Annotated in this window: 17 protein-coding genes and 1 pseudogene; 10 read left to right on the top strand and 8 right to left on the bottom strand. The window is 39.8% G+C overall.

Translation table 11 applies throughout. The features are described from left to right. Positions 1–147: 147 nt before the first annotated feature. The gene (locus DW947_RS12135; RefSeq protein ID WP_005837038.1) at positions 148–1,362 is read right to left on the bottom strand and encodes an IS256 family transposase; all 1,215 of its coding nucleotides are present in this window, start codon (positions 1,360–1,362) and stop codon (positions 148–150) included. 349 nt (positions 1,363–1,711) lie between these two features. On the opposite strand from DW947_RS12135, the gene DW947_RS12130 reads away from it, so the two are divergent. The 5 genes and pseudogenes from DW947_RS12130 to DW947_RS12110 form a co-directional block, all read left to right on the top strand. Further along, on the top strand, positions 1,712–2,617 hold the full coding sequence (locus tag DW947_RS12130) for a hypothetical protein (RefSeq protein ID WP_009037223.1): 906 nt from the start codon (positions 1,712–1,714) through the stop codon (positions 2,615–2,617). 3 nt (positions 2,618–2,620) lie between these two features. Next, positions 2,621–3,124, top strand: a complete 504-nt coding sequence (locus DW947_RS12125) for a hypothetical protein (protein ID WP_009037224.1) — start codon at positions 2,621–2,623, stop codon at positions 3,122–3,124. 1 nt (position 3,125) lies between these two features. Then, the gene (locus DW947_RS12120; protein WP_009037225.1) at positions 3,126–4,157 is read left to right on the top strand and encodes a nucleoid-associated protein; all 1,032 of its coding nucleotides are present in this window, start codon (positions 3,126–3,128) and stop codon (positions 4,155–4,157) included. A gap of 458 nt (positions 4,158–4,615) precedes the next feature. Continuing rightward, entirely contained in the window at positions 4,616–5,842 is a 1,227-nt protein-coding gene (locus DW947_RS12115) for a site-specific integrase (protein WP_009037226.1), read from the top strand. A 304-nt stretch (positions 5,843–6,146) separates the two neighbouring features. After that, positions 6,147–6,527, top strand: a pseudogene (locus tag DW947_RS12110) (AAA family ATPase); the annotation flags it as partial. 21 nt (positions 6,528–6,548) lie between these two features. On the opposite strand, the gene DW947_RS12105 reads toward DW947_RS12110, so the two are convergent. The 6 genes from DW947_RS12105 to DW947_RS12080 form a co-directional block, all read right to left on the bottom strand. Next, positions 6,549–7,442 (bottom strand): hypothetical protein, encoded by an 894-nt coding sequence (locus DW947_RS12105; RefSeq protein WP_008653039.1) that lies wholly within the window; start codon positions 7,440–7,442, stop codon positions 6,549–6,551. Between the two features lie 2 nt (positions 7,443–7,444). Then, complete coding sequence (locus DW947_RS12100) at positions 7,445–7,645, bottom strand: helix-turn-helix domain-containing protein (protein WP_008653040.1); 201 nt, start codon at positions 7,643–7,645, stop codon at positions 7,445–7,447. A 157-nt stretch (positions 7,646–7,802) separates the two neighbouring features. Next, positions 7,803–9,203, bottom strand: coding sequence for a DNA cytosine methyltransferase (locus DW947_RS12095; protein ID WP_008653041.1), 1,401 nt, complete (start codon positions 9,201–9,203; stop codon positions 7,803–7,805). 4 nt (positions 9,204–9,207) lie between these two features. Further along, positions 9,208–10,215, bottom strand: coding sequence for a DNA cytosine methyltransferase (locus DW947_RS12090; protein ID WP_008653042.1), 1,008 nt, complete (start codon positions 10,213–10,215; stop codon positions 9,208–9,210). Positions 10,216–10,227: 12 nt separating this feature from the next. Further along, positions 10,228–11,181 carry a HaeIII family restriction endonuclease gene (locus DW947_RS12085; RefSeq protein WP_009037228.1) on the bottom strand — a complete coding sequence of 318 codons (954 nt, stop codon included), beginning with the start codon at positions 11,179–11,181 and terminating at the stop codon, positions 10,228–10,230. Between the two features lie 122 nt (positions 11,182–11,303). Then, positions 11,304–11,813 carry a very short patch repair endonuclease gene (locus tag DW947_RS12080; protein WP_009037229.1) on the bottom strand — a complete coding sequence of 170 codons (510 nt, stop codon included), beginning with the start codon at positions 11,811–11,813 and terminating at the stop codon, positions 11,304–11,306. Positions 11,814–12,492: 679 nt separating this feature from the next. Between DW947_RS12080 and DW947_RS12075 the strand changes: the two genes are divergently transcribed. The 3 genes from DW947_RS12075 (at position 12,493) to DW947_RS12060 (ending at position 14,657) form a co-directional block, all read left to right on the top strand. Then, positions 12,493–13,770: a phage integrase SAM-like domain-containing protein gene (locus tag DW947_RS12075; RefSeq protein WP_004293508.1), complete on the top strand. Its 1,278-nt coding sequence runs from the start codon at positions 12,493–12,495 to the stop codon at positions 13,768–13,770. A 178-nt stretch (positions 13,771–13,948) separates the two neighbouring features. Continuing rightward, on the top strand, positions 13,949–14,125 hold the full coding sequence (locus tag DW947_RS12070; protein ID WP_004293509.1) for a histone H1: 177 nt from the start codon (positions 13,949–13,951) through the stop codon (positions 14,123–14,125). A 295-nt stretch (positions 14,126–14,420) separates the two neighbouring features. Next, positions 14,421–14,657, top strand: coding sequence for a hypothetical protein (locus DW947_RS12060; RefSeq protein WP_119958535.1), 237 nt, complete (start codon positions 14,421–14,423; stop codon positions 14,655–14,657). Positions 14,658–14,680: 23 nt separating this feature from the next. Here the strand turns inward: DW947_RS12060 and DW947_RS12055 are convergent, their stop codons facing one another. Then, a complete protein-coding gene (locus DW947_RS12055; RefSeq protein ID WP_008142902.1) occupies positions 14,681–14,962 on the bottom strand; it encodes an HU family DNA-binding protein in 282 nt (93 codons plus the stop codon). Positions 14,963–15,098: 136 nt separating this feature from the next. On the opposite strand from DW947_RS12055, the gene DW947_RS12050 reads away from it, so the two are divergent. Further along, positions 15,099–15,533 (top strand): DUF5675 family protein, encoded by a 435-nt coding sequence (locus tag DW947_RS12050; RefSeq protein ID WP_008860756.1) that lies wholly within the window; start codon positions 15,099–15,101, stop codon positions 15,531–15,533. A gap of 5 nt (positions 15,534–15,538) precedes the next feature. Next, positions 15,539–17,128 carry a phage terminase large subunit gene (locus tag DW947_RS12045; protein ID WP_008860757.1) on the top strand — a complete coding sequence of 530 codons (1,590 nt, stop codon included), beginning with the start codon at positions 15,539–15,541 and terminating at the stop codon, positions 17,126–17,128. Positions 17,129–17,143 lie beyond the last annotated feature (15 nt).

The following is a 17,143-nucleotide window of genomic DNA, read 5'->3' as shown; positions in this document are numbered from 1 at the left end:
GCTAAAAGTTTATTCTTCAATTGGTTAAGTCAAATCGATAAAAATCTAAAATAAACTGTGTCACGCATTATTTATCTCTAGAAAACTCATCGGTCGGGGAACGGCCCGCGCCAAGGGGCGGGACCACCCGTCCCGACGAGCGTAAAATTACAATAATTTAAACCGGTTTCCAAACTTTATAGCCAGTTGTTGCGAGATGGTAGCCCAATTGGCCAGTGGCATGGTCCATTTCTTACGTATATTGCGGTATGCAAGATAAACAAGTTTCTCAAGGGCTGTATCCGATGGGAACACGCCCTTGTTTTTTGTTACCTTGCGGATCTGACGGTGATACCCCTCAACGGTATTTGTGGTATAGATAAGCTTACGGATGACCGGAGTATACTGGAAGTATTCGGACAGCTTATCCCAGTTGTCCTGCCAGGATCTGATAACGACAGGATACTGTTCACCCCATTTTTCATCCAGCTTGAGGAGCTCATTTTCTGCGGATTCCTTATTGACTGCCTGATAGACACATTTCAAATCCCTTAAGAACTCCTTCTGATTCTTGGATCCTACATACTTGATGGAGTTACGTATCTGATGTACTACACAAAGCTGTACGGCTGTATTAGGATAAACGCTTTGAATGGCTTCAGGAAACCCCTTCAGACCGTCTATACAGGCAATGAGAATATCCTCAACTCCACGGTTCTGAAGGTCTGTCAACACGCTGAGCCAGAAGTTTGCTCCCTCATTCCTTGATATATACATTCCAAGTAACTCCTTGTGTCCCTCCCTGTCAATGCTCAGTACATTATAGATTGCACGGGTTACCGCGCAGCCACGTTCATCCGTTACTTTGTAATGAATGGCATCCATCCAGACTATAGGATAAACAGAATCAAGCATCCGTGATTTCCATGCTTTTATCTCCGGAAGTACACGGTCTGTGATGGAACTGATTGTGTCGGCCGAAACACGATTCCCAAGATTTTCTTCCATCCAGTCACTGATTTCCCTTGTGCTGTTTCCCATTGCATACAAGCCAATTATACGGTCAGCAACACCTTCTGCCAGAATAGTCTCACGCTTCTTGATAAACTGGGGATCAAAACTCGAATTACGGTCACGGGGAGTGGAAACGGTTACTTCGCCCAAGGGAGTCTGAACCTGCTTTTGCATCTTTCCGTTACGACGGTTACCCATCTGGCGTTCTTCTTCTGTCAAATGTGCATCCATCTCTCCTTCCAGGGCTGCATTCAATATACTTTCCAATAGTGGGGCAAAGGCGCCGTCCTTACCCAACAAAGGCTTGCCGGCTTTCAGCTGTTCAATGGCCTTGTTCTTGATACTCTCGAAATCAAATTCTTCTTTCATAAAAAAAACTGTGTTAGCAAAGTTAATACTTTATTCCTTGCTGACACAGTTTAATTTACATCCTCTCAAGAAAACTATTTTTCTCCTGATTCTCTCGTCTCCTTAGTTCCATTTGGGGCTAACTTATTAATTAATTCAAATGTTCCAGAAGAACAAATACCTATATCCCAAAAGAGAAAGAAGAAATATCGCAAATTATAAACTGCTTTTGTATCCTGCAAAAGCTACATTTTTGCATACCTCTGCAAATTTTAATATTTTCAACCTCACTTTATACAAAATTCTTTGGATCATCGCATAACGTAATAGTTTTTTTGTTATTTTTGTGCATACTTAAAACTGATACACAATGGACAAAGAACGAAAAATTGCTTTTTACACTTTAGTAAAAGATATGTGGGCTAATAATGCTGACGGATTAGAAGGATTAATTCCTTTTTATGAAATAAAAGAAGTATTTAATTACATTGATGGGCGCAAAAGAAGATCTTTAAAGTTGAAAAGTAACAAAGCTTGTTCTTTGGAGTCATTTAGTATGAAGCAAGATTCTAAAGATTCTTCTATCTTGATAACAGGGCTATTTAAAAGTGCTGCATATAAATATCGTCCCCCCTATTGGGATACGGAAACAGACGAAGAACGAGAGAGTCCTAAAAAACAAACAGAAGGAGAAAAAGAAAAAACACATTTTGCAATAAAAATAACAAATGATGAGGTTTTCTTATTGGTAGAAGTTAATGGAAATGGTGTATCAGTCAATAATATCATAAGCTATTTAAATCAATTTACACGGGAATATTTGAAGAAAAAGAAAAAAACGAAGAATTTTACGGTAGAATATACAAAAATAGCTCGTGATAATTTTATATCAGAGCTTGAAAAGTTAAAACGAGCAACATCTATTGATGTCTTCTTCAATAAATCATTATTAGGAAGTCGCGCTCTTCAGTTTTCAGAAAGAACGTCAGCTATACAAGACCAAGTTAAATTGACTTTAAAAGCGGAAAGAAATAAAAGTGCAAAAGAAGTAGGTATTGATATTTTTAATCGCTTGAATAGACAAAAGAAGAATAATGCACAAGAGGTTTCCAAAATAAGAATTTATGGAAAAAACGAAAATGACAAAGATACATTTATTGATACAACTTTTATGGAAAAAATAGAACCTATTAAGGTGTCTATAAATGAATCAACAGGTCAAGTGCAAACTATGGAAATATATCGTTTTCTTAAATCTTTAATTCTGCCTTTGTAAATTATGGAGTATATATTACTTTTTATAGATTTTCTAAGGACACGTGAAAAAAGGATTTTCTTAGTGAATGTTATTATTCCACTGATTGTAAGTATTATTGTTTTTTTGTATTCGGATTCATGCCGCTTCTATAGCGTTGTTGATGCTATTCAGAGTGATATTCTTTCAGTCATTGGCATTCTATTAGGTTTTACAATTTCTGTATTTGCTATATTCCTAACTTCCGAAGGAGCAAATATAGAAAAAGCTCGAAATAGTTATATAGAAAAAGTAAAGTTAGGTTCTGAACCTGTTTCATTATATAGAGCTATTACTATTAATTTCACTTATATAGTTGTAGTAGAAGGCTTTTTACTGTTGATTGGCATGATTTATCCAATATTTTTCTCAACTACTTTCTTAGTCGGGAAAATATTATTCTCATTTAATGTATTTTTATTGATTCATTGTATATTAATGACTTTGAGATTGATTTTGGATTTTTATTTTGTAATTACAAAAAAATAGTATGATACATATAGATAATGTTATTTTAGACAAGATATGCTTACATAAAGTAGGTAATAAAGTAGAAGAGGAAGGCGTAATCTTTTCAAAATCACCATTGTGTGTAAATGAGAATATCAGTAAGTTGCTTGTTAATTATTTTTTTGCTAATTTCAAGAGCAATGAGTATTATAACCTATTTCATGATTCTGATCTCAATTTAAATGAGATTTTCGTATATGCAAGCAATATATTTGACAACAAAGATTCTATTCTACAACAATCTAAAAATATAGCAAAGCACCTATATAATAAGTCTATGCATCCTAAAATTAATGGAGGAGAGCTTTATATTGCATATTTTAAAGACTGTGTAATAGATGGTCAATTAACAGATGGAGTTGGAATTTTTAAATCTGAAACCAAAGAAACCTATCTAAGAGTTTTTTCTACAGGGGATGATTTTGAAATTAATAGTGATTTTGGTATTAATATTAATAAATTGGACAAGGGATGTTTGATCTTTAATTTAGAGAGAGAGAAAGGTTTTTTAGTTGGTATCGTTGATAATTCCAGTAAAGGTTCAGAAGCTCGTTATTGGAAAGATGAATTTTTGCATGTAAAGCAGAGAAATGATGAATATTATTATACTAACAATATTATTTCATTATGCAAAAATTTTGTGTCTAAAAACAAAAATATAGATAATGTACAAAAAGCAGATATACTTAATAAAGCTGTATCGTTTTTCTCAAAAAACGATTTCTTTGATATAGACGAGTTCTCTAACCAAATAATTCAGGAACAAAGTCTTAGAGATGAATTTCAAAGCTACAAGAAAACATTTGAAGAAGAAAGAGAAGTTGTAATTGCGGATGATTTTACAATTTCAGAAAATGCGACTAAGAAACAATCAAGAAGCATTAAAAACATAATCAAATTAGATAAAAACTTCAAAATAACAATAGATGGTGATATTAGATATTTAGAGAAAGGTTTCGATGAACATCGCAAATTAAATTTCTATAAGCTTTTCTTTAGAGATGAAGAATAGATTTTATATTTTTATTTGCTAATACAATAAAAACAAATAACTTTGCCCCCAGTATTCTCCATGAGCAAACTACCGCAAAAGCACGTAGAAATTTAGTGGGATAATTCATGGGATATGCTTGAAGCAAGAAATATAAAGTTTTAAATATCAGCGTGGTAACTCTCTTAGGAGAATCCCAGGCGGATCACAGAAACGCTGGACAGAAATGGACAGTAAATGTACAACTCCTACAATATCAAGGTATTGTAGGAGTTTTTCTTTATATAATGTCTGTGACCTAAGACACGAAAAGGTCACAAAAAGACACACTTTCGTGACCAATTCGTGACCTGTCCACCCTCTAAGATTTTAGGTCACGGAATGTCCCAAATTGGCGGTTTGTTGTCTTGATTTGTCCGTACTGCAAATATCTCATTTTCAGTTTATCAATTTAAGTTTGTAACTAAAAAAAAGAGATTATGAGAAGTACTTTTAAGCTACTCTATTTCGTCAAACGAAATGCAGTAAAGAAGAACGGTAATGCACCGATTATCGCACGTATCACTATCGACCAAGTTGTAGCCCAGTTTAACACCAAACTGGAAATAAATCCGGCTCACTGGAGCGTGGAATTAGGCAAGGCTTCCGGCAGAACCGCAGAAGCCGTACACATCAATTCCATGCTGGAAAGTATTCGTAGCACAGTTCATCAACATTACCATGCGTTAATGGCGCAAGACGGATATGTAACCGCAGAACTGGTAAAGAACGCTTTTTTAGGCAAGATAGCAAGGGAACGGACTTTGATAGAGTTCTTCAAACAGCACAACGAACAGTATTTGCAAAAGGTCAAAATGAATACCGCAGACAAGACCTATTCACGTTATGAACTGACAAAGAAACGGCTTATGGAGTTTATGAAGTTTAAATACTCCGTTTCCGATATGCTCATTAAAGATATAAATGTGGTATTCATTGAAGATTTCCTGTTGTATATCAAGAATAACTATGGGTGCAGCCATAATACGGCTATGAAGTTCGTACAACGTTTTCGCACGGTAGTAAACTTTGCCAAGAATACGGGTTTAGTGACTGCCGACCCTTTCGGGAGTTATCGGGTAAGGTTTGAACGTACCGATAGGGATTACCTGACTATGGAAGAAATTACCACCATTTACAACCACGAGTTTAGCTCTAAACGGTTGGAGCAGGTACGTGATTTGTTCATTTTCAGTTGTTACACGGCACTTTCCTACATTGACGTATGCGAGTTAAAGCAGGAGGACATTCGCACCGGATTTGACGGTAATTTGTGGATTATACGGAAAAGACACAAAACAAATGTTACATCTACCGTCCGATTGCTGGATATACCAAAAGCCATATTGGAAAAGTACAAAGACAAATTGCCAAACGGTAAGATTTTACCAGTTATCAGCAATCAGAAAATGAATGATTACTTAAAAGAAATCGCAGCCATTTGCGGAATTGAAAAGACCTTAACCTATCATGTCGCAAGGCATTCTTGTGCGACTTCGGTACTGCTTGCCAATGGTGTTCCCATTGAAACGGTATCTAAGATTTTAGGTCATACCAATATCCGGACTACTCAAATTTATGCGAGGATTACCAATTTGAAGGTAAGTAACGACATGGAAATGTTGGCTCAAAAGCTGGACGCTGCACACAGGATTGCCAGCCGATGAAATCATGTTATCGTCAGATAACAGCAAGGTGTGATTTGTGGCACACAAATCTGTTTTCCGTGCCGCAAAACACCTTGGGCAAATTCACTCCGAAGTCGTGTTGCCAATGAAAGAAAGACATTCCCTAACTAAAGATTTTTTCGCTCGTCGGGACGGGTGGTCCCGCCCCTTGCCGCTGGGCGTTCCCCGACCGATGAGTTTATTTTTGTAATTCTGCAATCTTGTTTTATTGAAATATTGATAGCTTGATTGATTGAAAGCAAGATTTCAATATGGCTGGATTGAACAAATCTATCAACCAATAATGAAAGAAAGCAATATGGAAAACGAGAAAACACCCCTGCATGTCGCCTTTTCCACCCAAAAGGGCGGGGTCGGCAAAACCACCTTTACCGTGCTGGCGGCGAGTTACCTCTACTACCTCAAAGGCTACGATGTGGCGGTGGTGGATTGCGACTACCCCCAACACTCCATTGCCGGGATGCGCAATCGGGATGCCGAGCAGGTCGGGGCAGATGAAGATTACAAGCGCATGGCGTATGAACAGTTTACCCGGCTGGGGAAGAAAGCCTACCCGGTGCCGTGCAGTTCGCCCGAAAAGGCGATAGTCACGGCTGACGAGTATGTAGCCACAGCCGGACACGTGCCGGATATTGTCTTTTTCGACCTGTCCGGCACGGTGAACGGCAGCACTCTATAAGAATGGCTACTTACCAAAATAACATTTTACATTAGGAGATAATACACCCCTCAAATCATCAAATTTTTTAATTTTCAATTCGTTCAAAATATTTCTTAATTTCTCGCCAACTTCATTTCCATTATGTTCCAAAGGATTGTCGAAAGCCAAGTGTGCGTCCAATTTTCCATTATCAACAAACCAATCTACATATACAGACAAAGGTCTTGGTCCATCCCATTTATTTCTATCAAATCTGTAGTTTAAAGCTTTACAAGCAAAATAGATAGTTTGGAATTTTGCATATTCTTCTATTGGTTGTAACATTTTCAAACATGTATCTTGAGTTAGATTCTCATCATCAATATTCAAAATATAATTCGCCACTCCTGAATTCTTAATAATTTGACCATTTACAGAACTATTTTTCTTATTTTCTGACAGGTTAATTCCTGCAAAAATATCGTATTTTTGTTCTTCAGTAAGTTTTAAAGCACCAGATTTTTCACCGCTTAATTTATTCAGTAGTTCAAACTTCCAGCCTAATTTCATTGTATGTGCTCCTGTTTTACCTTTTTTCTCAAAATAGACCAAATTATCGGCAACAAAAGAATCCTGTATAGAAAGTAAACATTGCTTAATGATGCCTGAAGCGTCTTTCCCAAATATTTCACAAGCCCTGTCAAAAGACATCTTATTTTCTAAAAAATCTGCATTTTTTTGTTTAACAGATATTTTTATTTCCCTGGCTTCTCCATCAGAAGCTATCCCTTTAATATAAACATCTGTTTTACATTCACCACGCGCAGGACGAGGTTTCCCACAAAGTGCAACTTGATATTTTTTCCCCTCAAAAGAAAAGGTCGTTCCTACAGGGAATAGTTTTTCTACACAATGTTCTGTATTGATAAAATCAGGCATAATTATAATAAGTCTTTAAGTGAAACATTCAATGCTTTTGCGATTTTGTCCGCAACTCTTAGAGACACGTTCCTTTTACCTTTTTCAATATCAGGTAAATAGGTTCTATCAATATCAGCCATATTGGCTAATGTCTCCTGTGATATTTTGAGAGATAGTCTTCTCTCCAACACTTTCTTTCCAAAAACTTCATTTATATCCATAGCGGTGCAAAATTATGAGGGTGTAGACAATCACACAACGGACTATTGTCTACAATGGATTTCTAAGTGATTCTTTTAAAGAAAATTACAATAACTCTATTTGCTTCAGAACAGAAACAAAGAAGGGAAAGTATTAAGAATACGAGATTTTATGCAATTAGGCATTTATTCTATAAATAAAATCTTGAATAGGAGTAATATATGGTATAGCTTTATTGTGGTTTTTTCCTTTAATCTGCACTTTTGACAAATCTACACCTACAATGTTTATGCTTTGGGCACTTTCCAACCGAAAAGCAAAATATTCCTTACCTGAGGGCATAAAACCTAATTTAATCAAGTCGGATGCAGATATTAGTTTTGGGTAGTCAGGAATGATACGAAACAAAAACTTGTTATTATGATTATGTAATAGTAAATAAATGGGATAGGACATGCCTATGGGGATTTGTAACGCTCCACGGCGCAATCCGGCACGCACATAATAAAGTTTGTTTTTCAAAGTTTGTCGAAGTTGATTATTATCCTTGTAATAAGCAACTAACACATTAATGGTTTCTGCTTTTCTTTCTTCAACAGAGACCAATGCTTTCTTTATTGACAAAGCTAAGAATTTAGCCAAACGAGGTGGTACAGCATTGCCAACCATTTTATAGCCGTCTTTTATATCTTCATAGAAAAAGCGGAATTTATCCGGGAAAGTTTGGATTCTTGCACATTCCCGAACACTTAGCCTGCGATATAAATGTTCTGCTCCTTGCTGAAAAACACGTTGGGTTTGTGATATATATTTCATTTTGGGAGCTTGTGGGTGAAGGGGGCAGTTCTTTGCCTGCGCTTGTATTGTAAATGAAGTTTCATCCCAGGAGCGAACACGATTACGTGCCATGAATTTTGCATCCCATGGACCTGCAAAAATGTCATGGTTAAGCCACTTCCTATATTCTTGGTCCACACCTTCATTTGTATATGGGTGAGGATTCTCCATTATATCTCCAATTGCCTTTCTTAATGTGACATAAGGTTTTCCGAATGGCTTTGGAAAATTGAACGTACAGTTCAACTCTTTTAAGAAACCGACAACAAACACACGATAACGGTCTTGGGGAATATAATAGTCTGCTGCATTCAATAAAGAATAGTTTACTACATATCCAGCTCCTTCAAGAGTAGAAAGGAATGATAGGAATGTACTAAAATGTTTGTCGTTTATAATCCCTTGTACATTTTCGATGAGAAAGAACTTTGGATGCTTTTCTTTTATCAATCGGACATAATCAAAAAATAATCGCCCCCGTTCATCATCCAATCCTAATTGTCTTCCTCCCTCGCTCCACGATTGGCAAGGAGGTCCTCCGATAAACCCATCGCAATCGGGTATATCTTCTCCTTTTAATTTTCGAATGTCTGACTTACACAAATAAGTATTTGGGTGATTGAATTGATAAGTTTTATGTATTGCTTCATCAAATTCATTCGCCCAAACAACTTCATAGCCTGCTTGCTCAAAGCCAAGGTCTAATCCGCCACATCCTGCAAAGAAAGATGCGACTTTCATTCCTTTAAGCAATGACAATTCCTTTTTCCACCAATGTTTTCCTTATTTGCATAGCCACATGGTAAGCCAAATTAACGGGAACTGCATTGCCTATCATTTTATAGGCATAGTTTACGTCTTCGTATACAAATTTGAACTCATCCGGGAAACTTTGTACCCGTGCAACTTCACGTACAGTCATCCTGCGATAAAGATGCTCACTCCCTTCTACAAACTTTTGCAGATTCTTTTCAACTTTTATCATCTTAGGTGCCTGTGGATGTAGCTGGCATTGGCGACCACTAGCTTGAACTGTAAAACCCGGTTCATCCCATGAACGTACTCTGTTGCGTGACATGAATATAGGTGAATATGCCCCTATAAAATATTCGTTATTAGGGACTTTACAAGCATTCCCATTAGTTTTGTTCTTTTCAAGTGCCGGAATCGCAGAATCTTGCAAATCCCAAATGCTTTCACGCAAAGTAGGTTTATGCTTTAAAGGGGTAGGATATTCAAAATCATGTATATCCAAATCTTTACGGAATCCGATGTAAAATACCCGGTCACGGTCTTCCGGTACATCGTAATCATTGGCATTAAGCATTTTCAAATTCACATCATAGCCCGCTTCATCAAACAATTTCATAAAACCACTAACGGCATCCGAATGGCGTTTGGCAAGCATTCCAGATACGTTCTCTGCAACAAAAAACAAAGGTTGTTTATCTCGTAAAATACGGATATACTCATAAAACAACTGACCACGGGCATCTTCTATTCCCTTTAACGAACCTGCTTCACTCCATGATTGGCAAGGAGGACCTCCTATTATACCAGTAATATTATCAGGGAATTCACAAGAAGGAATATCCCGGATATCCCCTTCGATTAGATTCACTTCCGGAAAGTTTGCACGGAAAGTCGGACAAATCTTAGCGTCAAACTCATTTGCCGTAACAGTTCTGAAACCCGCTTTATGAAAACCTAAATCTAAACCTCCTGCACCGGAGAAAAGACTAATTAATTCCATTATATTTCTATTTTATTTCCAAAGACAATTTATAGTTATTATAGTAGTAGGCATGCCTACTATTTGAATGTCAAATTTTAAACTTGGGACAACTTTCTTCTCTGCATTGTGTATGCGAAAAGAGAATTGCCAACCTCCATCCATATAAAGCTCAACCGTATTCGCTTTATTAGGGACAAAATCCAAACTAACAATGCGGGTAGGCAATGATGCAATAGGTATCTCCATAGATGCTTTTCGATATGTGCCATTTCGATTAAGAGTACCATGCAAATTGTAAGATTGGATTTGCGTTGTCCGCTGTTTGTCAATACTAATAACCTTATAAAAATCATGTTTTCCTAAAAGGTATTCAACTAATCTACTTGGTATATCTGGATGTATCTGATTTTGGAGATTTATTTCAGCAATAAAAGCTTGCAATAATGGTATATAAACATCATTTTCTTTATCAGGCAAATTGTCAAACAATGTATTTTTGTTTTTTTCTTGAACAAGATAAGTAAATACAGGTCTTACATCTTCCCAGTATTTTTGAGAACAAGGGATTCCATACCATTTTGCCCCAAAATCCAGCTTTTGGCTAAGGCGGCTATGTTTTACTGCAAAATGATTATGTTTAAGGCTCAATCCGATTTCCCATTGAATATTATGACGGACAATCAAAATGTCTCGTACATCTCCTTCTTTCCCCTTAGTATCTGATTGTATTCGCAATTCCAACACGTCACCTCCTTTTTCCATTATACGGGGTTCCAATTCAAAAATTTGAATGACAGCAGCATAAGAACTCACCTTGTATATATTTTTCATTTCAGGAGACAAGGTATTCCAAGCATATTCTGCTGCCAAATAACTACTGTTTTGGACAATATTTACAGGACGAAATTTGCCAATCTCTTCGCCAAGGCTCAATAGGCAAACAAATTCATAGGCTCTACCTTGGTTGTTACTTTTATCACTCATAGGATACTTATTCTAATTTCATTTTGCGAAGTTACTCTAAATCTTGCAGAATCCCCCCTTTCATCACACAAAAGTGAAAAACAGAAATAACAACTCTACAAAAATCCAGTATCTACCAATATCTATTTTCTATATTCTACTCTTTCCTCAGCCACCATGCCGGTGGCTTCCTTCTCCTCTATCTCATAAGGTTTTACCTTTTCCGATTTAAAACGCTCCAAGTACGTATGATTAATATGATATTCAATCTCCAACAACGTCTGCTGCCTCACCACCGGCTTCAATTGGCACTCCCAGACCGTCATCACCCGCCAGCCCAACTTCTTCAATTCCCCCTTGTTCCGTTCATCACGTTGCCTGTTGCGTTCAATCTTCTTGCGCCAAAACTCACTGTTGGAATGGGGAATATGACCATCCACCTCGTGCCCGTGCCAAAAACAACCGTGTATGAAAATCACGATGCCATACTTGCACAACACGATGTCCGGCGTGCCCGGCAGCCCTTTTACATTCTTGCGGTAATGGTAGCCGCGCGAAAAGAGGTAACGACGCACAATCCACTCCGGTTTCGTGTCTTTGCTCCGTATCTTCGCCATGACGGCAGAACGCTTCTTCTTGCTCCAAATATCCATAGCATAGCCGATTTATCCGGTTGCAAAAATAACCATTTCCTTCAACATCCCCGCCCTTACCTCCCGACAATCCACCGTTTTCGATAAATATGCCCCGCCTGATCGCATTTCCGCAAATCCTCCCTACATTTACCCCGTCTCCCCCGCAAGGTAGCTACCTTGCGGGGGCGGTACGAACAACAGTTACATTTAGTGCAAGGTGTAAGTATATATCTATATATAGCTTGCACCTTGCACTAACCTTAGAATGTTTATTTTCAACGGTTTGCATAATCCCAAAATAATGCGTACATTTGAACCCAAGATGTTGGCAGACAGACACTGGACAACAGCAGACAGTTTTTAAGGACTAAAGCGTGACGGACACAAAGCCTAAATTTCTGAAAGTACTGATATTGAGGAAGAAATAACGTTTGGTTCGAGCCCCAGGCGGATCACCAAAAATTCAGAGAGTTACGTGTAGGCACACCCTTTTTTCGGACACAACTTTTGTGATTAGGGAAAATAGTTGATTGATAACGAGTTAGTAAATGACACAAGTACGGATTTATCCGTATAAACATTATTTCGCTAAGGAAACTACTCTTTTCATGTAGGTTTCTATGTAGGTTAATTAATACCAATTGATTCCTACTAATGCGAATTAATAATAAGTCATTAACTAACTCGTTATCAGTCTATGTACACGATTAACATCAGGGGTAAGCAGAACCCGAAAGACACCAAGATGGTCAAGCTGGAGATAATTTTCTTCAAGACCGGTTACGCCCGTGTGCCGAAGGTTATAAACATCACAGGGCTATTAAAAGACTGGGATGTCAAGTCTCAGAGTTTCCGTGTAGGGAGTGCGGAGGCCACTACCAAGAACAAACTGCTTTTCGATTTGCGAACCAAATATCTGCATGTCGCCGATACCTGGGAGATGGAAGGCAGGAACTGGTCGCCCGTCCAGCTATCACATTGCTTCGATGAAATCAAGGCGGCCAAACCCGAGGTCAAAGTAAAGAGTGTCCAGCAGATGATCGATTATCTTGAAGAGACATTCAAAAACAAGAAACGCATCAAGAACGGTCAGATTGTCGACAGCACGACCAATGCTAAACGGTATGTCTATCTCAAGCGTGAACTGCAGGCGTTTACAAAGGAAAAATATGAAAAAGCCTTTTCCTCTTATTTCTTTACGGATATTACAGAAGAGTTTCTTCTTGACTTTGCGTTTTGGCTTAAAGAAAGAGGTATCAGAAATGGCAACAAGGCCGGACTTACACACAAACTAAGGTTGCTCCGTGCCGTATGCAGGCAGGCAGAAAAGAAAGAGATGTACGGGGTGAATATGGATAACTTCCTCTGTCTCGGTGATGATATTAATTGGCCGGAAACCACTTCAAGAGCAGTTCCGGAAACAGTCATAGCTAAAATCGCAAATGTTGACCGTACCTTGTTTACGAAAAAAGAGCAGTTGCATCTTGATTTGTTCCTGTTCAGCTACTATACCGGAGGTATGGCGAATGTCGATGTATGTAACCTGACATGGGATTTGGTCCAGGAAGACCGCATCGTCTATGAACGTATCAAGTTTCCCAAAACAGCCAAACCGGAATTACTCAGTAAAGCAAAAGCCATCATGAATAAATACCGTGGGCAAAGTTATGGAAATTATGTATTTCCTGTTTTTACTCATAAACACACGACCACTTCCAAGAAGACTACACGTGTCAAGCAAATTTCCACACGCCTTTCACAAACCTTGACGAAAGCATGCAAGATGCTGCGCATTAAAGAAAACATCACATGGTATTCCGCCCGTGGCTCTTTCATATCGAAGATGGTAGATGCCGGTAACAATCCGTATGTGGTTGCAGAGATGGCTGGTAACAGCCCATTGACCATCTATAAGCATTACTACAAGAATACAAAGCGGGAAGAAATCAAGCGGCAGATGGAAGAAATGTTCTGACCAGACATATCCATAAAGTTGTAAACACCTTGACAATTTCTCTGATGGATAAATCATACGGTATAATGGCTGTTAAAAGTCATTGATTACCAATGTGATATTTATTATATTGACAGAATCGCTCTTATTCTTGATTATTTTCACTACCTTTGTAGTCAATAACTTAAATAATATTTATATGAAAGAGTTGGTTTCAAAGATACAGGAAGTATATGCTACATTCTCCACGGATGCGGCACTTCAGATTGAAAAAGGCAACAAGGCCGCAGGTACCCGTGCCCGCAAGACTTCGTTGGAATTGGAAAAACTGATGAAAGAGTTTCGTAAGGTTTCCTTGGAAGAATCCAAGAAATAGCCTTTACACGTCCGGTCGTTATCACATAATGCCGGTTCTTCTGCAGATGCGGCATAAAAACCATATTGGCAGAACAACATAATAAAATACGGAAAGCGTTAGCTTTTGTCATGCACCGAAATCTGGTAAATTTCACTTATCCGCAGGACAAACAGTTTTCGCCTATGCTTTTGCGTGGGCTTAACTTGTTTGCGGATAGGTTTACCAGAACCTCGGTGCTACGGGTTATGCCCCACGCTTTTTGGTCTTGGTACATTGAATGCTTGACGGGACTCAAGCCAAATACGGAGATATTATGAACGACATGAATCTGATGGATGAACTTTTGAAAATTCCGGCCGATGCAACTGCCGCTACCGTACAAGGCATAGATATGCTTCTTATCGATGAAAACAAGGCGGGGGCTTTATTGGAGTCGGATCCTAATGACAACACCATCCACGAATGCCTTTTAAGCAACGGCCGTTTCCTGTTCCAATCGGACAATGCCAACCTCGTTGCCCTGTATAAAGTAACAGGAGCATCTGAATAACGCTCCTGTTGCATATAATCACCTTATTTGTCTGATTTCATCCTTCCTGCAAAGGCTTTTGACGGTTTGAATGCCGGGATATTGTGGGCAGGCACTATTATCGTGGTATTCCTGCTTATGTTGCGTGCTGTCTTTTCCGCACGGTGTTTGATGATAAAAGAACCGAAGCCGCGAAGATAAACCTCCTCGCCGTTTATCATGGAAGACTTTACGCTATCCATGAATCCTTCGACAACTTGTAACACGACCTGCTTCTCCAGACCGGTCTGCGTTGCTATTTCCCTGACGATATCCGCTTTTGTCATATTAACTCTTGATTAAATACTGTCAATCCGGTCACAAAGATACATCATTTCCTGAAATATCCTCCTTTTACAAACACATATAATAAACATTAGCCGGCGTCCGTCTCTACTCTTTCGATACAAATAGTATCGAAGTATGAAGCTGACACTCAACCGCAAATTCAAAGGTCAGACCTATACCATAGGCGACCTGTCCATCAACGGCAAATTTTTCTGTAACACCATCGAAGATGCCGTGAGGAAACTTCCGGCAACCTGTCCGGATACTCCTCGCGGCCGTTCCTGCACATGCAGGGAGAAGGTCTATTCCAAGACCGCCATTCCTGCCGGGACTTATAAAGTTACCCTTCAGTACAGCCCCAAGTACAAGAAAAAAATGCCATATCTGCACGATGTACCGCATTTCCTTGGCATCCTAATCCATTCAGGCAACACCGAGGGAGATTCCGCCGGCTGTATCATCGTGGGAAAGAATACGGTCAAGGGAAAAGTTTTGGAATCCCGTACTACATTCCAAAAACTGTATGCCATGCTCGAGTCCGAAAGGGACATAACCATTCAGATTATATAAATCGAATGGCGGTCAACAGGCTCAAACCACCCAGAAACCTGCGCATCGAGTTCAAACCGTCCCCACGGCAGTATGAACTCTGGAAACTGTTGCAACCGAACTATTGTCCCCATTGTGGCGGGGAGATCGAGCAAATCCTTATCGGTTATGACCAGCAAGGCAACCCTCAGTACAGGCCTCAATGCAGGCATTGCAAGTCGCAGAACCTGCCGCAGCTGATACTGGGAGGCGGAGCGGCCGGCGGCGGAAAATCGTATATCGGCAGCGTTTGGCTGGTGTCTTCATGTATTCGGTTCGAGAATATCCGTGCGGTGGTGGCCCGTAAGACACTCAAGTCGTTAAAGGAATCGACATGGAACACCATCAAGTCGATTCTGAAGGACTGGGGACTGAAAGAGGATACAAACTACAAGATAAACAACCTCGAAGGCACGCTCACATTCTGGAATGACTCGGTCATCATCATGAAGGAGATGGCGGATATCCCCAGCGACCCCAACTTCGAGCGTTTCGGCTCTTCGGAATATACCATCGCCATGGTGGACGAGGTGTCGGAAATCTCGGAACGGGCCGTCGAAGTGCTGTTCTCCCGTCTCCGCTGGAGAACCCATGAGACATTCAAGACCCCGAGAATGCTGCTCACCACCAATCCGACAATTAACTGGGTGCGTTCCCGCTTCGTGCAGGACGAAAACGGAGACAAGGTCATCTGCCGCGAGGGTGAAGCGTATATACCTTTCTCCGTGTTTGACAACCCGAATATCGCTTTCCGTCAGGTGTACGAGGCGGCCCTGAACAAGATCCGGGACCAGGCGACAAAAGAACGCCTGCTCTATGGCAACTGGGATTTCGTGGAAGCCAACGATATGGCGATTTATAACAGTTTCGACGGCTCCCGGCATCTCGTTACCGGACTGAAAGAAAAAGCGTACGATCCGATCAAGCCGCTCATCACGGTGTGGGACTTCAATGTTGCCCCCCAAATGTCGGTACTCTCCGCACAAATAGACTATGAAAACAGGAAGGTCTATATACTGGAAGAGATACTCGGCAAGCCGGAGGAAAAGGAGAACAACACACCTGCGTTGGCACGGAAAGTACGCTTAAAACTTTACCGGGACAAGCATATTGGCGGAGTGGATGTGACCGGTGACCCTTCCGGGTTACAACGCTCCACCACCAACGAGGACGGCATCAACAACTATACCATCATCACGGACACTTTCGGCAGAGGAATCCTGCGACCGAAGGTAAAGCTATTACGCAAGCAGCCTCCGCAGGCTACACGGTGCGAGTTCGTCAACGAGGTATTCGGGGGCTATGAAGGCTGGGAGATACAAATCGATATCAAATGTCGCAAACTTACCCAGGATCTGATTTACCAGCTTCGTAACGAGGACGGTACCAAGAGCAAACAGAAGACCACCGACCCGAAAACCGGTGTCAAATATGAACGGTACGGGCACTTGTCCGACTGCCTTGACTACCTGCTCTGTTACTACCTGCGTGACAGCTGGTACAAGTTCAAGAGCGGAGGCGACGGGAACGGGTATGTGGTATCCACATCGGTAATTCAGGAAGGATTTTCATACTAATAACGGAACAAGGAT

Source organism: Bacteroides sp. AM44-19, from assembly GCF_003603395.1.
In the GTDB taxonomy this organism is placed as follows: Bacteria; Bacteroidota; Bacteroidia; order Bacteroidales; family Bacteroidaceae; genus Bacteroides; species Bacteroides uniformis.
Note: the sequence above shows the minus strand (reverse complement) of the source record. Positions and strands in the feature narration are given on the sequence as shown.